General features: G+C 39.0%; 15 protein-coding genes. 8 read left to right on the top strand and 7 right to left on the bottom strand.

The genetic code is table 11. From position 1 onward, the window contains the following. The first annotated feature begins 73 nt into the window (after positions 1 to 73). Positions 74 to 412, top strand: coding sequence for a hypothetical protein (locus PP182_RS06965; protein WP_272650626.1), 339 nt, complete (start codon positions 74 to 76; stop codon positions 410 to 412). A gap of 79 nt (positions 413 to 491) precedes the next feature. Here PP182_RS06965 and PP182_RS06970 read toward each other — a convergent pair whose 3' ends face one another. Beyond that, positions 492 to 941, bottom strand: a complete 450-nt coding sequence (locus tag PP182_RS06970; RefSeq protein WP_272650627.1) for a hypothetical protein — start codon at positions 939 to 941, stop codon at positions 492 to 494. Between the two features lie 195 nt (positions 942 to 1,136). On the opposite strand from PP182_RS06970, the gene PP182_RS06975 reads away from it, so the two are divergent. The 5 genes from PP182_RS06975 to PP182_RS06995 all read left to right on the top strand — a co-directional run bounded on the left by PP182_RS06975 (position 1,137) and on the right by PP182_RS06995 (position 4,749). Next, complete coding sequence (locus PP182_RS06975; RefSeq protein ID WP_272650628.1) at positions 1,137 to 1,718, top strand: DUF4251 domain-containing protein; 582 nt, start codon at positions 1,137 to 1,139, stop codon at positions 1,716 to 1,718. 245 nt (positions 1,719 to 1,963) lie between these two features. Then, positions 1,964 to 2,395 carry an FKBP-type peptidyl-prolyl cis-trans isomerase gene (locus PP182_RS06980; protein ID WP_272650629.1) on the top strand — a complete coding sequence of 144 codons (432 nt, stop codon included), beginning with the start codon at positions 1,964 to 1,966 and terminating at the stop codon, positions 2,393 to 2,395. Between the two features lie 121 nt (positions 2,396 to 2,516). Next, a complete protein-coding gene (locus PP182_RS06985) occupies positions 2,517 to 3,026 on the top strand; it encodes a TlpA family protein disulfide reductase (protein ID WP_272650630.1) in 510 nt (169 codons plus the stop codon). Beyond that, the gene (locus PP182_RS06990; protein ID WP_272650631.1) at positions 3,026 to 4,264 is read left to right on the top strand and encodes a hypothetical protein; all 1,239 of its coding nucleotides are present in this window, start codon (positions 3,026 to 3,028) and stop codon (positions 4,262 to 4,264) included. The genes PP182_RS06985 and PP182_RS06990 overlap by 1 nt, the downstream gene beginning before the upstream one ends. Positions 4,265 to 4,275: 11 nt before the next feature. Then, entirely contained in the window at positions 4,276 to 4,749 is a 474-nt protein-coding gene (locus PP182_RS06995; protein WP_272650632.1) for a nucleoside deaminase, read from the top strand. Between the two features lie 370 nt (positions 4,750 to 5,119). Here PP182_RS06995 and PP182_RS07000 read toward each other — a convergent pair whose 3' ends face one another. The 4 genes from PP182_RS07000 to PP182_RS07015 form a co-directional block, all read right to left on the bottom strand. Next, on the bottom strand, positions 5,120 to 6,505 hold the full coding sequence (locus PP182_RS07000; RefSeq protein WP_272650633.1) for an FAD-binding oxidoreductase: 1,386 nt from the start codon (positions 6,503 to 6,505) through the stop codon (positions 5,120 to 5,122). Between the two features lie 37 nt (positions 6,506 to 6,542). Beyond that, positions 6,543 to 7,049: a nuclear transport factor 2 family protein gene (locus PP182_RS07005; protein WP_272650634.1), complete on the bottom strand. Its 507-nt coding sequence runs from the start codon at positions 7,047 to 7,049 to the stop codon at positions 6,543 to 6,545. Positions 7,050 to 7,235: 186 nt separating this feature from the next. Continuing rightward, entirely contained in the window at positions 7,236 to 7,736 is a 501-nt protein-coding gene (locus PP182_RS07010) for a nuclear transport factor 2 family protein (protein WP_272650635.1), read from the bottom strand. A gap of 228 nt (positions 7,737 to 7,964) precedes the next feature. After that, a complete protein-coding gene (locus PP182_RS07015) occupies positions 7,965 to 9,053 on the bottom strand; it encodes a nickel-binding protein (RefSeq protein WP_272650636.1) in 1,089 nt (362 codons plus the stop codon). 195 nt (positions 9,054 to 9,248) lie between these two features. Here PP182_RS07015 and PP182_RS07020 point away from each other — a divergent pair, with 195 nt between their 5' ends. Then, the gene (locus tag PP182_RS07020; RefSeq protein ID WP_272650637.1) at positions 9,249 to 11,465 is read left to right on the top strand and encodes a S9 family peptidase; all 2,217 of its coding nucleotides are present in this window, start codon (positions 9,249 to 9,251) and stop codon (positions 11,463 to 11,465) included. A 77-nt stretch (positions 11,466 to 11,542) separates the two neighbouring features. Here the strand turns inward: PP182_RS07020 and PP182_RS07025 are convergent, their stop codons facing one another. Further along, positions 11,543 to 12,400 carry a sulfite exporter TauE/SafE family protein gene (locus PP182_RS07025; protein WP_272650638.1) on the bottom strand — a complete coding sequence of 286 codons (858 nt, stop codon included), beginning with the start codon at positions 12,398 to 12,400 and terminating at the stop codon, positions 11,543 to 11,545. Positions 12,401 to 12,467: 67 nt separating this feature from the next. Continuing rightward, positions 12,468 to 14,057, bottom strand: a complete 1,590-nt coding sequence (locus PP182_RS07030) for an L-serine ammonia-lyase, iron-sulfur-dependent, subunit alpha (protein ID WP_272650639.1) — start codon at positions 14,055 to 14,057, stop codon at positions 12,468 to 12,470. 514 nt (positions 14,058 to 14,571) lie between these two features. Here PP182_RS07030 and PP182_RS07035 point away from each other — a divergent pair. Then, positions 14,572 to 16,752 carry an amino acid permease gene (locus PP182_RS07035; protein WP_272650640.1) on the top strand — a complete coding sequence of 727 codons (2,181 nt, stop codon included), beginning with the start codon at positions 14,572 to 14,574 and terminating at the stop codon, positions 16,750 to 16,752. Positions 16,753 to 16,774: the final 22 nt, after the last annotated feature.

Below are 16,774 nucleotides of genomic sequence, written 5' to 3' on the forward strand. Positions count from 1 at the left end.
GATGAATATCCTACCGATACTATGTAATATTTTCGTATATTATAGGTAATAAATTCCTCAAAACAAGAACGGTATGACCATGGAAACTTCTAAAACCTATAGTAGAATTTTGGATAGCGATTCCTGTTTGGTATGGCTAGATCGAAGCTATAAGGATTTGTTACAGTTAAAGCGCAACTTGGGATCTTATCTCTTTGAGCCCACCACTTCTAAACAATTCGAAATTAAACAGCAACTATCCGATAGCATGGAAGCTTTGGTTCATCGGCATTTGGAATTGGTAAGATTGGCCCGTAGTGGAAGGCAGTTGCTTGCTAAACAAATAGAGATGATTAAGAATTATGTGACGGAAGCAAAAAAGTTGGAGGATAGGATTTATGAATATATGGGGATGACGCAAACTAACTTATAGTTGTTAATAATAGACCAAAATATGCCCCTAAGGAATAGCATAGGGGCATTTAGAGTATTAGGTGAATATTTTACTAAAACTAGTTTGCGTTTTTTCCAATATTAGCAACGGCTACAACCGTATCATCAGATTTGTTGGCCAAAATAGCAACATGTCCATCAAATTTTAATAAACCATCATAATTTATACTTGTTCCACCATCTAATTTTGTTACATCAGTTTCACTTATTGCACAAGTACAATCTTTTAAAGTAATGGCATTGGACCCTCCCTCAGACACAGAATTGTATCTAATATATGCTGGATGCTCAGAAGTATTCGAACCTTCTAATTCTATAAGTATATATGTTGTTCCATCACTATTTTCGGTGAAAGTGGCAGTTCCTGTTATCCCTGAACTATTTAAGGGCATAAGGTTATAGACCGTTTCTTGAAGTATCACAGTGTCTACATCATCTTTTTTACAACTACCTAGGAGTACAATTAAACAAGTTAAGACTAAGGGAAGGGAACTGAATAACTTTTTCATAATTAGTATAGTATTTCATATTTATATAAAGCCAAAAATAAAATGAATATTAGTGTGCAATTAATAATTTTCGATGAAATACTTAAATTTAACTATGATACGATTTAAAAGTTAACTGTTTCTTAATTTTTTAAAAGGGTTGTGAATTTTGTTTTTTCAACTACTCATAAATTATTTTAACATTAATTATTGAAAATGAATGTATTAAGATTTAAATTAATCGTTTTAACATTATTATTAGTTTATTTGGATTTGAGCTGCAGTAGTTCTTCCAACGTTTCCTATAGTCCTGAGGAGATAGCAACATTTAAGGATTTTATAAACAATAAGTCCTACGAATTTATAGCGAATACGGCCAATCCAATGCCGAGCAGGGGAATGAGTGCTATTGCGAATACGGGATTGTTGCCTCCGGGTAGTACCATATCCAATATTCAACTTCAGGGTAATTCCAATTATTTAAAGGTGGAAGGCGATACCGTAACGGCATTTTTACCCTATTATGGGGAACGACAGTCCGGTGGGGGGTATAACAGTGATGCAGGAATTATTTTTAATGATGTACCTTCTAGCTACAATCAGGAATACCTTGCTGAAAAGAATGAAATGCAAATCATCTTTACCATTTCAGAAAAGGCCGAAGGGTATCGGGTAACAATGAACCTATTTCCCAATAAGAAAGCCACTGTTGTAGTTACCAGTTCCCAACGTTTTTCCATTCGTTATTTGGGGGAAATAAAACCCTTGGAAGATGTAGCTTTAAATGATTCCTACTGAACAGAAAAATTTCCACTTCGGTTATTTAGAATATTATAAAAAGAGGTCTATTTTAATGTAGTACTAGGAGATAATTCATTGAAAATCAAGTTGAAATTGTCTATACATGTTCCTTTTTTGAATTATTTTAAGCCATTTTCGTTAAAATAACGTGAAAATGAGCTTGTTTTCCCTCAATTTTCGTCATTCGGTTTTTAGAACGATACCTTTGCGGCTCATATAAATAATAATATAGAAAAATTAGTATGAGCAAAGTAAAAGAAGGTGATTTGGTACGTGTACATTATACCGGAAAATTAACGGACGGACAAGTATTTGATAGTTCCTTGAATAGGGGAGAACCCCTAGAGGTTAAATTGGGACAAGGAAGCTTGATTCCCGGTTTTGAAAAGGGATTGATGGATATGGAGCCCAAGGAAAAGAAAACAATCGTAATACCAAAGGAAGAAGCTTACGGAGAAAAGCGCAAGGAACTTTTTCAAAGTGTACCCAAATCCAATTTGCCAGAAGGTTTGGAACCGGAAGTGGATATGGCCCTTATGGCAACGAATAACGACGGTACCGAAAAGCAATTACGTGTCGCCGAAGTAAATGAAAACGACATTATAGTGGATGCCAATCACCCTTTAGCCGGTGAAGACTTAACGTTTGAGTTGGAGTTATTAGAGATAAAGTAATCCATTTATTTTATAAGAATATAGAAGCCGCCCTAATAGGGCGGTTTTTTTTAGTTTTAATTTTTGAATTATAGTATGTTCGTGGACTATTACAATTAAAAACCTATTAACGTATCCACCTATGCAATTTAGAGTTCTCATCTTTCTAGTGAGTATTTTTATTTTCTTCGGATGCAAAAATGCTAAGGAAGAAAACAAAGCAAATGTGGAGTCGAACACCCAGGTAGTGCCCCAGGATTCTACACCTTTATATGAGGATTTGGAGGGTAATGCAATAGTTTTGAGCAATTATAAAGGTAAAAGGGTATTCTTAAATTATTGGGCCACATGGTGTGCACCCTGTATAGAGGAAATGCCGGATTTGTTAGAGCTTAAAGGTAATTTGGAAAAAGAAAATTATGTTTTTCTTTTGGCCTCGGATCAATCCATAAAAAAAATACGGGATTTTAAATCGGACCGAGGATTTGACTTCCATTTTATAAAGTACAATGGGACTTATGCGGAACAGGAAATACATGCCTTACCGGTAACTTTAGTCTTTAATGAAGTAGGGGAGCAGGTTGCCCGTTTTGACGGTGCCACATCTTGGAACACCCCGGAAATGATCGAACAACTTAAAAACATTCAGTAATGCGTAATGCCGCCGCTATATTAATACTCGTACTTTCGGTTACTATGCTCAATTGCAAGCAAGAAACCAAAGTACAACAAGCGCTACCGATAGAAAAACCATCTATGGTTCAAGAATTGACTTCACCGGCATTGCCTTCCAGTTCATTGCCGCATCTAGTCTCCAATAAGGGTGTTACCTTACTTTCTTGGGTAGAAACAGAGGGCGATTCCATGGCAACTTTAAAATATGCCGAACTAAAAGACGACAAATGGCAAGAATCCGTGACCATAACCAAAGGGGATGATTGGTTCTTGAATTGGGCCGATTATCCGATGATTGCCGAAAACAAGGGTGATCTATGGTCCCATATTTTAAAAAAATCAACGTCGGGCACGTATTCCTATGATGTAAAAATGAACAGCAGACCAAAGGGTGCAGCGGAGTGGGCCACAAATATAGCTTTACATACCGATGGTACACCTACGGAGCATGGTTTTGTAAGCGTTTTGCCTTACCGGGATTCCTTTTTCGTGAATTGGCTCGATGGCCGGAATACGCTTGAAAATGAAGCAGGGGAGCGGGGAGCAATGACCTTGCGGGCAGGAATTGTTTCCGCATCAGGGGTATTGACCGATGAATCTCAATTGGATGCTCGAACGTGCGATTGTTGCCAAACGACTTCGGCAATGACCAATAATGGACCCGTAGTGCTATACCGGGACCGTACAGCAGACGAAATTAGGGATATTAGCATAGTTAGACAGGTAGAAGGTAAATGGTCAAATCCTAAAGTAATCCATGATGACAATTGGAAAATAAACGGATGCCCCGTAAATGGACCCAAAGTGGCCGCTATGGGAAATAATTTGGTCGTTGCCTGGTTTACGGCCGCACAACAAAACCCTCGGGTTCAGCTTGTATTTTCCCAAGACGGGGGCGAGAATTTTCAGGAACCTATCGTAATTGCGGATGAGGACGTAATGGGCAGAGTAGATGTACTTTGGATAAACGAAGAAACAGCGGCAGTAAGTTGGATGGAGTCCACCATAGATAAAAGGGCAACTTTTAATGTCGTAAAAGCTACCTTAAACGGAGAAGTATCTAAAAAACAAGTCATTACGGAAATGGATGGTTCGCGTAAATCTGGATTCCCACAGATGGAAATTGATGGAAAAACCCTGTATTTCGCATGGACAGATTATTCAGCGTCAAAACCCCGTGTAAAAACGGCAATGATGTCGTTAGAAAATCTATAAGTTGCTTTAGTATGACAGAAAGAGACGAATTTTTCATGAAGAGGGCCATAGCCTTGGCTAAGGAAGGTATGCATAAGAATGCAGGCGGTCCGTTTGGTGCCGTGGTCGTTAAGAACGATGAAATTGTAGCGGAAGGGTATAATAAGGTAAAATTGAACCATGATCCAACGGCACATGCTGAAATAGTTGCCATACGGGAAGCATGTAATAAATTGAACGATTCAGAGTTAAAGGATTGTACGCTTTATACATCTTGCGAACCCTGTCCCATGTGTTTGGGGGCTATTTATTGGACCAGACTTAAAATGGTATATTTTGGTAGTAGTCATAAAGATGCTGCAGCAGCAAATTTTGATGACCAGTTCATTTATGATGAAATAGAAAAAAATATTGAGGATCGTAAAGTTTCGTTTGTTCAACTGGGACGTGAGGAAGCTATAGGCGTTTTTAAGGAGTGGCAAGCCAAAGAAAATAAAACGGAGTAATCCTTTACATTTATTTTATTTAGCATACGGTATTCTTTCTAATTATCCTGTAGAGGATTATAAAGAGGGGCGAATCTGGGTGTAGGGCATTGCGTAGTCTTTAATACATTAAAATATTCTATTTGACATAATATAAATTATGATTCATTTATCAATATCATAATCCGACATTACGTCAAATAGCGATAAGTTATAAGTAATTCTAGTGAAATCCTAGTTAAGAATCTATTCTAAATGCCAAAAAATTCAAGAGAATGAGACGCTCTAGAATTTTTGAACAATATGTGCAATTGTTTTTTCCTGGAACAAAGTACCCCAAGTTTTTTTGAAAATTTTCTCATGACCTTATTGTAGGCCAAAACAACTCATACTAAGATTTAATATTCTGATTCACTCGAAACAAATTATCCGAATCGTACCTGTTTTTGATTTGAACTAGCCGCTCATAGTTATGTTTATAACTGGCTTTAATACGATCTTGACCTTCATCCATCATAAAATTAGAATATGCACCACCTGCCGAATAGGGATGTAATGCTTCTTGATACGCCTTGCACCAATCTGTAACTTTAGCAGCATTTTTAGGGTCTGGATCAACGCCAACATAAACACCTGCATATTTTGCATCCCGATATGCCCAAGGCGTATCTTGCGCTCCTACTCGACCTGCTGCACCACTAATATGATATAAGTGCATCTGGGATAATGGTGTTGGAATTTTAGATCCGAATTTTAAATGTTGTGCAGTAATTTCTGGTGTCAAAGCATCAAAAAAATCTGCTCTCCAATACCATTGCATTCCTGTGGGAAAGAAACCATCGAACATGCTTTGTAAAGCAGGATAAGGCATTTCGCCAACATGCGAAAACACAGGGTCAAGGTCTAAAACGGCCTTAAATAGTTCATTAAATGAATCCGCATCTCCAGTATAACACCAAACAATGGCACAAAATTGTTTGTTGTGCAATTCCGCGGGAAATGGTGATTCTGGAACAATCATCGTTGCTATAAACCCACTTAGGTCATCTGATGCATTTTGAATAAACCCATCATACCAAGCCATAATCTCCTCAACACGTTCTATGGGCCAAAAGGTTGGTCCACCGATTACCATTTTAACAGGATGTGCTTGAAAAGTAAAAGACGTTACCACCCCAAAATTACCGCCACCTCCTCGAATAGCCCAAAACAAGTCTGTATTTTTAGTGGCATTTACGGTAACCAAAGTACCATCTGCCAAAACCATTTCCGCTTCCAATAGATTATCTATGGTGAGGCCATATTTACGCGCTAAATAACCTACACCTCCCCCAAGTGTTAATCCCCCTACGCCTGTGGTTGAAATCATTCCGGAAGGTATGGCCAAACCATGTTCGTGTGTTGCCGTATCAACTTCGTTCCAAATATTTCCACCACCTACTTTTACCGTATTTTTTGTGGTATCAACGTTAACAAATTTTATACCCGATAAATCAATCACCAAACCATCGTTACACAAACCTAGCCCGGCACCATTATGTCCTCCACCCCGAATGGCAACCAAAACATTATTTTCCCTTCCAAAATTTACAGCGGCAATTACATCTTCCACAGTTTCGCAGATGGCGAACAACCCCGGCCGCTTATCGATCATTGCGTTGTACACTTTGCGAGTTTCGTTATAATTTGCATCTGCGGGTAAAACTACCTTGCCGGTTAATTGGGAAGCAAAGGTTTTTATGGTGTCGGCGGCGAGCTGTTTTATTGTATTTTTCATGTTTCAAGGTATTGATTTAATTGTTGTTATAGGCGGATTAATTCATTTTTAAAGGGGAATGATGTTCGTGTACCATTTTCCATCCGTCATCGGTATTGACGAATAACAGCGTAATTTGGTCATTGACCACCACGAGGTCTTCACCGAACTTCAAATGAAAGTCGGAATGAAATGTCAAGTTGGCCACCTCACCATAAACTGCAATCTGTAAATCCTTTGCATCGAATTTCACTACTTCGGTAACCGAGCCAAAGACGTTACGTTCATGTGCTTCGTTGGCAACTCCACCGTTACGCGGTTCTCCATTTTTGAATTCGGTAAACTTTGGACCGTAGGCATGGAAGGAAATCAATTTATCCAAATCGCCATCTTTGATGCTTTGGGCAATGGCACCAAAGGTTTCCAAAACTTCTTGTTTGGCCTTTGGGAATTCATCATTTATCAAATCGGTTTTCAAATCATGGACTTCAGCTGTAGTTGTGAACGCTGTTAATGCGACCCCGGAAATGATAAGTGCTACTAAAATTTTCAATTTTGTTTTCATAATTCTATATTTAAAAGGTTTATATTGATTCACTAGAATGTGCTTCTTAAGCGCGCAGGACTCATAGATCTGCATCTTGAATAAACATCTAATTCAATCTATATTCAGTTTGCTAATACTACGCTTGCCTAGTTATTAGGGGGAAATTTGTAAAGTGATGGTTTTCTTCCAAAAGGCTAAACGCTATTATGAATTTAAAGGGGAATGATGTTCGTGTACCATTTTCCATCCGCTATCGGTATTGACGAATAGCAGGGTAATTTGGTCATTGACCACCACGAGATCTTCACCGAACTTCAAATGAAAGTCGGAATGAAATGTCAAGTTGGCCACCTCACCGTAAACGGCGATCTGTAAATCCTTTGCATCGAATTTCACTACTTGGGTAACCGAGCCAAAGACGGTACGTTCATGTGCTTCGTTGGCAACTCCACCGATACGCGGTTCTCCATTTTTGAATTCGGTAAACTTTGGGCCATAGGCATGGAAAGAAATCAATTTATCCAAATCGCCATCTTTGATGCTTTGGGCAATAGCACCGAAAGTTTCCAAAACTTCTTGTTTGGCCTCTGGGAATTCAGCAAGTATCAAATCGGTTTTGACTGCTGGCTGTTCCACTTTTTCTTCGCATCCGGTAAGTAATAGTATAAAAAATAGGATGCCTATTGTAGCTAATTTTGTCTTCATAATTGTAGATGTTTACGTTGTTCTTGACAAAAGTAGCATGGAATTATTCCCTAAAATTCTACGTTTGGACCAAAAAAATATACTTTTAGACCAGTAGAAAAATGAGGATAACTAATTGAAAAACAGCTTTCTATTATTTGAAGTACGATACATGGGAACTATCCCGCAAGACCATAGGAGTAAAAACAGTTTGATTTCGAGAGAAACTGTTTAAATATTAAATCGCGATTATCGCGTAAAATTTGAGGGAAGAATACCGTATTTTTTTTGAAAGCATTTTGAAAAGTAAGCGGGACTGCTAAAACCAGTTTGATAAGCAATTTCAGAAATATTTTCGTTTCGTTTTTCCAATAATTCCAATGCTTTATTCAAACGATAATCCCTTAAAAACATATTTGGTGATTTGCCCACCAAATTCATCATGGTCCTATATAATTTTGATTTGCTATACCCCAAATTCGCTTCAAAATCATTAACCCCTATTGAAGTTTGAGACCATATGCTCTCCGTATATGTCATTAATTGAGTCATAAATTCTTCATCCTTGGTATTTATAACGTTAATAGCATTCACTTTTGCTATCGGCTTATTTTGGTTTTCGCCTTCATAAAGGTCTTTCACGACCGTAGAAATGGAGAAATCTCCTTTGGCGATATCACTTAAATAATCGGATGTTTTTATGGTATCTTCAAAGATGCCGTCTTTTTCCGTTACCGGCGTACCGGCACTAATGCCGATTTTGAACTCTAGGTCCGGCGTAATAACGTTGTGATGTGCATTTTGAATTTTTATTCCGCAATGAACAGCATCCGTTACAGAATCAAAAGCTATTAAAAAGGAATTGGCTTCCTGTTTTACTATGCGGCCATTGTATTCGGTCGTTACCGCTTTAATGGTAGTTATATAACCTCTTAGTGCTGCTTTTAAGGTGCTTAGTTCATCAGTCCGTAGTAGTTTACGTTTTATTTTAAGGACCATTAAGGTTCTGAAAGCTGGGTCGTTGATTATATTAAGCTGAATGTTTTTGGCTTTCTCAGGATCTTCAATACGTCCAAGAAAGGATTCTACGATCATATCGTTCACCTCGATGATACGCGTAGGAACTGCTCCATGGGCATTTTCGTGTAGCTCTATTAGTGCTTCTTTACTTGGCGCCTCTATTAAACAAAAGGCAGTTTTTCTCTTTTCATCGCACCAATAGGTAAGTCCGCGACAATTATATTCATGTTCAATATCCAAATCGGCTTTATGCATTTCTGCAACATGTGCTGCCGTAACCCCGTCAGGAAGGTTATGTAAATCTAAAAATAATGGCATAAGTGCTTATTTTAAACGTAGTGAATATTACTTCTTGCGTGTCAACTCTTCAAATTACGTAATATTAAGGGATTATGTTTTATGAAGAATCGGAAATATGTTGATGTTTATTGATTTACTGCCGTTTCACACCCCTTTATGGGATTTGGTTTCATCTATTTTTATTTACTTTAGGTAACTAAAGAAAACACCTATATGAAGCGTTTACTTGTTATTCCGGTATTCTTATTGATTGTATGTTCTTCGCAATCTCAGGAGCAACTGAAGTTGGAAGATATTTACAGTAATGGTACCTATAGCTCAAAACGATACGGCCCGGTTAGATGGATGAAAGACAACAAGGGGTATTCCACACTAGAGCGAAACCTTGATGTCGGAGGAAGTGACATCGTCCGATATGAAGCTAAATCTGGAGCAAGATCGGTACTGGTATCTGCTGAGAAATTAGTACCAAGTGGAGCGACAGAGCCACTCTCCATTAGAAATTACGAATGGTCTCTAGACAATTCAAAATTATTGGTGTTTACCAATACGCGTAAAGTTAGGCGATACCACACTAGAGGAGACTATTGGGTGTTGGATATGGCATCCGGGGCTTTGACACAATTGGGTAGATCCGTTGAGCGCACCACCATGATGTTCGCTAAATTCTCACCGGACGCTACGAAAGTGGGCTATGTTAGTAAGAATAATATTTTTGTTGAAGACTTAGAATCAAGTGTAATCACCCAAATCACATTCGATGGTAATGACACAATAATCAATGGTACTTTTGATTGGGTATATGAAGAAGAATTGTCTTGTAGAGATGGTTTTAGATGGAGCCCCAACGGTGAGCAAATTGCCTACTGGCAATCAAACACCGAAAATATAGGTACGTTTTATATGATTAATAATGTGGATTCCATTTACTCCAAGCCAATCCCGCTTCCCTACCCTAAAGTGGGCACTAAAAATTCTGAAGTAAAGGTTGGTGTTGTAAATAGCACGGGTGGTGAGACAAGTTGGTTTGATATTCCTGGTGACCCTACCAATAATTATTTGGCCAGAATGGATTTTATTCCAAACTCCCATGAGGTGATGATCCAGCAGTTGAACAGAAGACAAAATTCCAATACGGTTTGGATAGGAAATACCAAGACCATGGAACTCAATACTATTTTTGTGGACAGGGATGATGCTTGGCTCGATGTACATGACAACATTATGTGGCTGGAGAATGAGAACTATTTCACCTGGACGAGTGAAAAAGATGGTGCCTTACACCTCTATAAAGTATCACGGGATGGTAAAAAATTCAGCACCATCACAAAAGGAGATATTGATGTGGTGAAAATTAATTGCATAGACCCAAAAGGGGGCTATGTGTATTACATTGCATCTCCTGAGAACTATACCCAACGCTATTTATACCGCAGTAAAATCGATGGTAGCACTATGCCTGAAAGGGTTAGTCCGAAAAATCAACCGGGGCAGCACGGTTATCAAATTTCTGCCGATGCCAAATATGCTATTCATACCTATCAAAACACTAAAACACCCCCTGTTATATCGCTAATAAATCTTCAAAAGCACAGTCCGCTCCGAGTACTGGAAGACAACAAAGAACTAGCAAGTAAGATGAATTCTTTGGGATTGACCCCAAAGCAGTTTATTAAAATTGATATTGGCGAGGTAGTATTAGATGCATGGATGATAAAGCCCCCTAAATTTAATTCGGAAAAAAAATATCCCATCGTATTCTATGTATATGGAGAACCTGCAGGTTCAACTGTTCAAGATGCATGGCAGGGTGGGGATTTATGGCATCAATATTTGGCTGCGCAAGGCTATATTGTGGTAAGTATTGACAATAGGGGAACACGCACCCCCAGAGGTAGGGATTGGAGGAAGTCCATTTACAAACAAATTGGAATTCTTGCAGCGCATGACCAAGTTGCCGCGGCCAAGAAACTATTCGAAACGTATTCCTTTATAGACACGGGTAAAGTTGGGATTTGGGGTTGGAGCGGTGGTGGTCAAATGACCATGAACTGTTTGTTTAGATATCCTGAAGTTTATGGTTCCGGGTTGGCTGTGGCATTTGTGGCCGACCAAAGACTATATGACAACATTTATCAAGAAAGGTATATGGGTTTGTTGGAGGATAACGAAGCAAATTACATAGCTGGTTCACCCATTACACATGCAAAAAAACTAAAAGGAAACCTCATGATTATACATGGAACGGCAGATGACAATGTGCACTATCAGAGTTTTGAGCGCTTGACAAATGAACTCATAAAGTACAATAAAATGTTCGATATGATGTCTTATCCGATGCGGTCGCACAGTATAAACGAGCGAGAAAATACTTCGCTCCACCTAAGGCGGACCATGGCCAGATATTGGAATCGTGTTTTTGACCGATAAAACAATTCCAAGCTAAGAGTATTACCTATGGGTGGAACTTCCTTTCATAATCTAATTTGCTTGCACAATGGGGATTCTTATTTCTTGGTAAAACCTGCGTATAGCATCACCCCTGAAGTATAGAGGATAACAACCATGACAACCCAGCGTAGCACATCCAATGGAAGTGATTTAACTACAAAAGCGGCAATGGCTACTGCCACGATTCCAGGAATGGCCATGGCAACGGCGGCCTTTCTGTTATAGGCCTTTTCCCGAATAAAACGGACCGAGGCCGGAGGCATTAAAAAAGCGCAGGAACCCATCATAATCGGAAAAGCTACCTGAGGTGACATCCCAAGGGCGAAAACCAAGGCCATACATGGAGCATATAATCCGATACCCGCTGTCATCACGGCCCCCAACCCAAAATTTGCAACTACGGCTACCGCCAGTTTCCAGCCTGTTAATCCAATGGCCTCTCCCCCGCCCTGTATCCATTCCATACCTGTGGCCAGCATAAAAAATGCGGTAATCATTAAGGCAAAGCCTATGACTAAGCGAATCTTTTTTTCTGACATTTTAGCGACAATTCCCGCACCTAAGACGGCCCCGAGGGCTGCTGATATAAACATTAAGATCAAGGTTACGGGTTCCACTTCAATAATGGTGATAAAAATTAAAGCCTGGAATACCACCGGAAGGGTATTGGCAACGTTCATCGTTCCAGGAATATACTTATCCTTGGTTTGTTTCATAAATTTTAGAAGCGCGGTTTGAGGCGCAAAGGCTCCAATACCCAGGACATCAAAGAAATTGACTACAAATCCAATAATCGAGGTTTTGAGCCAGCTACTTTCTTCTAATGAATTTTTATGGGCGAGGAAGTCTTTTGTTAAAACAACCCCGAACCAGAGTGCAAGGCCGGCCAACGAAATCCAAATTAGTGTTATCATAGTTGGTTATGGTGGGTATTAAACAGTGAAGTACATCGTCTACGTACTCGTTTAACTATTAGTTGGGTTAGCAGACCTTAAAAAAGGTCTTGTTGGTATTAATTTCCCCATTGGCCAATTTAGCCTCTATTTCCTTTGCGGTTTTTGTTATCGCTAGGCCTCCCAAGCCTGTACAGCACAATGTGTTTGGCAGCGCATCACCTACACGTTTCATGGTTTCCACTACTTCATCCAATGGAATTAAGTGATTGTAATCCGATAGGGCCATATTTGCGCAGGAAATGGCATTGGTAGCGGCCATAACATTTCTATTTAAACAGGGAGCTTCTACCCTATCGGCAATCATATCGCAGATCATGCCCAAGCTAGATTGTAAGGCCATGGAAGCTGCCGATAGCGATTGATTCAATGTTCCACTTTTTAATAGGACGATGCCTGCGGCCGCCATACCCGATCCTGATCCGCATTCGGCCATGCATCCGCCCACTTCAGCTGCAAAAGTGGAATGTGCCGCAATGAAAACCCCGATCATCCCAGCGGCTAACAAGGCCTTTACCATTTCGTCTTCCGAGAGCTTCAATGTTTTACCTATACCGATTAGTGCACCTGGCAAGGCACCACAGGAACCTGCAGTTGGTGCCGCTACAATTACACCCATAGAACTTTTGACTTCCATCATTGCAGAGGTGTATAGAATGACCTGGTTGAGGACATCACCTTCGACCAACTCTTTTCCATCCATGCGTTCCTGGAAAGTCAAGGATTGGGGTCCTAGAATGCGATTGGTATATTTTGTTCCTTTTAGACCAAGGTCAATGGCATTTTTCATAATCTTATAAATAGCCCGCATCTTTTCAAATACGGCCTCCTTTGAAATAGCACCTCGTTCGCTTTCATAAGCAACGGCCAGCTCCCATAATTCAAGATTTTTGTCAGCATTGTACTCCAACATTTCAGTACAGGTAATAAAAGGAACCGTAAGATTTTTACGTGCCATTATCGGAAGTACGGGGTTTATTTTTTTAATAAAAAGCACTTCGTCCATTGCAAGAAGTGTTTCCTCTAGGCTAGCTGGAATAAACTGATTCGATTTTATTTCAATAAAAGATGAAGTTCCCTCACAGAAGGTCATCTCGTCAAAATCAAAAGACCTTTCTATATGGGCAACGAGATTCCTTGGTGTTTTGCAGTAGACCAAGGTTTGATAAAAATCTCCGGCCATAGATACCGTCGCGCCATCAATTTCAATGACCTCTATCATGCCCCCGCCCATGGAAAGGGCAGTAACTGTTCTGGTCTCACGCTCATTTTTAAGCGTAATCTTATACGTATTGGGATGTGTGGCCCCAATTGGATGAATATCAATTTTAATCTGAATCCCGGCTTCTTCAATTGCCTGAGCATAATTTGGGAGACGCTCTTCATCGGCCTCCCATCCCAAAAAACCTCCAAACAAACCCATATCAGATCCTTGCCCCTTATGGGTGGTGGCCAAGGAACCGTTCGGGTCGAATTCTATATATACTTTTTGAATGTTACCATTCATTAAATCCCGACACATTCTGCCAATGCGCAAAGCAGCTGCACAGTGCGAACTTGAAGGCCCACGCATTACCGGACCAATGACATCATTGAATATGCTTGGATAACTTTTCATTTAGCGATTTATATTTTAACGTTTAAAGCGTATGTCTAAGACTTTAAAGTAATGAAAATTTAATTATCATTTTCTAAACAATTGTTCTTAACCCATTTTACGCACACTTATTAATGGCCGCTTATTTTATAGTATTGGAATTCCTGAAGCTTCTTTGTCGATTTCACTCCCCTCCTTTTCTGCTTTTAGGTTGCATATCATGAGCTTGTTCGTTACCGGTAATTTGTTGAAATAAGTATTTATGAATCTTAAAATAAAGATTCTCGCTTTTCTTTTTTATCGGTAACCAAATCGCAACTTGGTCCTTCGACCTTTCTTGGAATAAGTCATATATGGGACATTTTAATACATCTTCTGAGGCTGGTTAAAATGTAGTTCATAATGCAAAATGCAGCCTTTGTAACGGGTGTTAGGTAACTTAATTTTGTAGTTATAACGATTTAAATTCTTCCTTTAGGTTCACCATGCAAGAGATTTACTAAAGAATAGTTATATTCAGCATCCAATTTTTTCAATGAAGAAAATTCAAAAATTCGGATCTTTTGCAGGTGTTTTTACACCTTCCTTGCTTACTATTTTGGGGGTTATCATGTACATGCGTTTGGGCTGGGTAGTTGGTAATGCAGGATTAATTGGAGCGATTGTTATTATTGGTATCGCCCATGTTATTTCAATAACTACAGGATTGAGCATCTCCTCTGTAGCCACGGATAAAAAAATTGGGGCTGGTGGTGTGTACTATGTACTTTCACGTAGTATGGGAATCCCTATTGGCGGCTCAATTGGTATTTCCCTTTATGTGGGTACCGCACTCTCCATAGCTTTGTACTTGATTGGATTTGCCGAAAGTTTCAATGATTTTTTTGATTTTGGCAAAACTATCAATGATTTAAGGATTACGGGGTCAATTGCATTGGTTGCCATTACCATATTGGCTTTAATTAGTACTTCTATAGCCTTAAAAACACAATACATTATTTTATCCGCCATTGTAGTATCCATTGTATCCATTGTTTTTGGAACAAGGGATTTTGTGCCGGAAACAGTTAGTATGGTCGCTACCGAAGGCGCAGTACCTATGGAAATTGTATTTGCTGTATTTTTCCCTGCAGTTACCGGATTTACAGCGGGCATTGCCATGAGCGGTGATTTAAAAGATCCCAAGAAATCCATTCCAAAAGGTACGTTATGGGCTATTGGTGTTGGACTTGTAGTTTATATATCCTTGGCAATTTTTATTGCCGTAAGTATCGATTCCGAAACACTAAAATCCGATTATAATATTTTAATGAAAATGGCTTTGTTCTCACCTGCCGTAGTAGCCGGTATTTGGGGGGCTACACTATCATCTGCCCTAGGGGGCGTTCTCGGTGGACCAAGAATCTTACAGGCGATGTCGATGGATAAAGTAACACCAAAAGTGTTTTCTAAAGGAAAAGGACGAAACAACGAACCAGTTAACGCGCTTATACTCGTATTCATTATTGCCGAAGCAGGGATTTTAATTGGAGAATTGGATGTTATTGCCCGTATTGTTTCTATGTTTTACCTGACGGCCTATGGTTTTATAAATATTGCATTTTTTCTTGAAAATTGGGCCAATCCTGATTTTCTGCCCACTTTTAAAATTAAACGTTGGGTTGGTTTACTTGGTTTTTTTGCCTGTTTTGCCGTAATGTTCAAGTTAGACATGATTGCCATGTTAGTTGCATTGGCAATTATTGCAAGTCTATACTTTTGGTTGCAACGGAAGGAGGTAAAAATTCAATCCAACGATGTATGGGGAAGCGTTTGGGAAAATATCGTGAATAAAGGCTTAAAAAAAATAAATGCGAATGCCGAAGGTCAATCTAGTTGGAATCCTAACATCATTTTGTTTAGTGGCCGAAGTGAACACCAATCGTATTTATTGGAATTGAGTAAAACGGTATCTGGCCGCACAGGTATCGTTACCAATTTTAAACTCATTGTAGATAAAAACAACAGTAAACCCCTGAAGAAATCAGAGCAAATTGTAACGGACGAGGCCTTTTCCGACCTAGGTATTTTTGCCAGGCAAATTAAAGTGGACAATATCTATACGGGTATAAAAAATATAGCTACAACGTTTGGCTTTTCAGGTGTTGAACCCAATACGATTATGATGGGTTGGCCAAAAGGGTTAGAAGACTCTAAGGAATATGCTGAAATGACAGAAGCCCTGCTCCATTTGGATTATAATTTATTATATCTAGATTTTGATAAAAGGACAAAATTCGGAAATTACAAAGCCGTTGATTTATGGTGGCGCGAAACCGATAGTAAAAATGCTGAAATGATGCTTAACATTGCCCGTTTTATTATAGCTTCACCGCGTTGGCAAGAAACTAATATCAGAGTCTTGTTTGTTAATAATAACAATGTAGATAATGCTATAGTTTACGATAAAATATACAAACTTGTTGAGGATCTGCGTGTAGATGTAGAAATTGAAATAATTAATAATGCCGTACAGCAAAAGGCGTTTTATGATTTGATTGAGAAATATTCCGCTACTACGGATTTAACTTTGGTCGGTATTCCAAATTATAAAATTGAACAGCAAGCTGAATTTATAGTTAAAACCAATCATCTATTTGAAACTATTGGCTCTTCGCTTTTGGTAAAAGCTGCCAATAACTTTAATGTTTTGGACTTGGATTTTATAAAGGAATAATCAAGAAAGACCGGATAGTAGC

Source organism: Maribacter sp. PR1, assembly GCF_028464145.1.
GTDB lineage: Bacteria > Bacteroidota > Bacteroidia > Flavobacteriales > Flavobacteriaceae > Maribacter.